We start from the raw sequence: 2,101 nt of genomic DNA, 5'->3' as shown, positions 1-2,101 counted from the left end.
CACCAGGTCACTGGCGTCGAACACCACGGCTTTGAGTTTCTGGCCGTGGCCGGGAATCCACGCGGTGGCCAGGGTCGGATCGGTGCCGTAGCTGTAAATCGTGTCGGTCAAGCGGTTGGCGAGGGTGCTGATTTTTTCCGTCAGCGGGCCACCGCCAATCAACAGCGCCCCCTCGACAGGCCGCAATCGGCCTGCTTGCCAGCGTTCCAGCCGTACCGGCGACGGTAGACCCAGGGCAGCGACCACACGATGGCCGATGGACGAATTGGCGAAATCGATATAGCGGTCAGACATGAATCACGCTCCAGAAGCCGGGGTTAAAAGTGTGGACCAGGAATGGCAATTAGTCGTTCGATCCACGAGATAAGGCCTACGCTTGAACATTGCAGGTTGGTTTGAGCTTGGGTTTAGCAGGTCTTTCAGGAATTGCAGCCCGCTCCCACAGGGATGTGTGTTCACCATTGACTATCAGAAGGAGCTTTTTTCATGACTCAGCTGCGTCGCGTCGCGATTATCGGTGGTAACCGTATTCCTTTTGCCCGTTCCAACGGGCCGTACGCCACTGCCAGTAACCAGGCGATGTTCACCGCAGCGCTGGAAGGCCTGATCGAGCGCTATAACCTGCACGGTGTGCGCATGGGCGAAGTGGCCGCCGGGGCCTTGCTCAAGTATTTGCGCGACTACGGCCTGACCCGTGAATGCGTATTGGGCTCGCGGTTGTCGCCGACGACGCCGGCCTACGACATCCAGCAGGCCTGCGGTACGGGGCTGGAGGCGACGTTGTTGGTGGCGAACAAAATCGCCCTGGGGCAGATTGAATGTGGCATTGCCGGTGGTGTCGACACGGCCTCGGACGTGCCGATCGGCGTCAACGAAGACTTGCGCAAGATTCTCTTGCAAGCCAACCGTGCCAAAAGCACCGCTGACAAACTGAAAACCTTCCTGCAGTTGCGTCCCCGACACCTGATCCCGGACTTTCCAAGTATCGGCGAGCCGCGCACCGGCCGGTCGATGGGCGAACACTGTGAATTGATGGCCCAGACCTGGGGCATCCCGCGTGACGAGCAGGATCGGCTGACCCTCGAAAGCCATCAGAAACTGGCGGCGTCCTACGCCGAAGGCTGGCACAACGATCTGATGACGCCGTTCCTCGGCCTGACCCGGGACAACAACCTGCGCCCGGAGCTGACCCTGGAAAAACTCGCCTCACTGAAACCGGCCTTCGAGAAAAGTGCCAAGGGCACCCTGACCGCGGGCAACTCCACGCCACTCACCGATGGCGCGTCGGTGGTGCTGCTGGGCAGTGAGGAATGGGCGAAGGAGCGCGGTTTGCCGGTGCTTGCYTATTGGCGCGATGGCGAGGCGGCGGCGGTGGATTTCGTCAACGGTGCCGAAGGGCTGCTGATGGCGCCGGTGTATGCGGTGCCGCGATTGCTGGCGCGCAACGGCCTGACCTTGCAGGATTTCGATTACTACGAAATCCACGAAGCGTTTGCCGCGCAGGTGCTGTGTACGTTGAAGGCCTGGGAAGATCCGGAGTATTGCAAAACCCGCCTGGGCCTCGACGCGGCGCTGGGTTCCATCGACCGCAGTCRCCTCAACGTCAAAGGCAGTTCACTGGCCGTCGGGCATCCGTTTGCCGCCACCGGTGCGCGCATCGTCGCCAACCTGGCGAAGCTGCTGGACGCGGCGGGCAAGGGCCGAGGGTTGATCTCGATCTGCGCCGCCGGCGGTCAGGGCGTGACGGCGATTATCGAGCGCTGATTATTGAGGGCTGAGCACTGCGGCGTTTTGCTGCGCGGCCAGTTGCCGGTTGCGGTTGGCGTAACCCTCGGCCATCACCGAGCACACGATCAGCTGCAACGGGTGGTAGATCATGATTGGCAGCAGGATCAACCCAAGGCCGGGGTTGGCACCAAAGATCAACGCCGCCATCGGTGCTCCGGCCGCCAGGGATTTTTTGCTGGCGCAGAACACCGCGGCGATCTCGTCGGCGGGGCTGAACTTCAGCGYGTGGGCGGTGCGGGTGGTCATCCACAGGATGATCGCCAGCAGAATCGCGCTGCCAATCAACGCCGTGAGAATCACGCTGTTGCCCTGT

2 protein-coding genes and 1 pseudogene are annotated in these 2,101 nt (G+C 61.7%); 1 reads left to right on the top strand and 2 read right to left on the bottom strand.

The window, feature by feature from the left end; genetic code table 11:
- Nucleotides 1-294 (bottom strand): annotated as a pseudogene (locus tag AC1DLB_RS28380) (3-oxoacyl-ACP reductase); the annotation flags it as partial.
- A 192-nt stretch (nucleotides 295-486) separates the two neighbouring features.
- Between AC1DLB_RS28380 and AC1DLB_RS28375 the strand changes: the two are divergent.
- Nucleotides 487-1,764, top strand: a complete 1,278-nt coding sequence (locus AC1DLB_RS28375) for an acetyl-CoA C-acetyltransferase (RefSeq protein WP_477786127.1) — start codon at nucleotides 487-489, stop codon at nucleotides 1,762-1,764.
- Here AC1DLB_RS28375 and AC1DLB_RS28370 read toward each other — a convergent pair.
- The coding region (locus AC1DLB_RS28370; protein ID WP_477786126.1) for a bile acid:sodium symporter at nucleotides 1,765-2,101 on the bottom strand (337 nt) is incomplete at its 5' end.

The sequence above is a fragment of the Pseudomonas sp. 05N434 genome (genome assembly GCF_056396965.1).
Note: the sequence above shows the minus strand (reverse complement) of the source record. Positions and strands in the feature narration are given on the sequence as shown.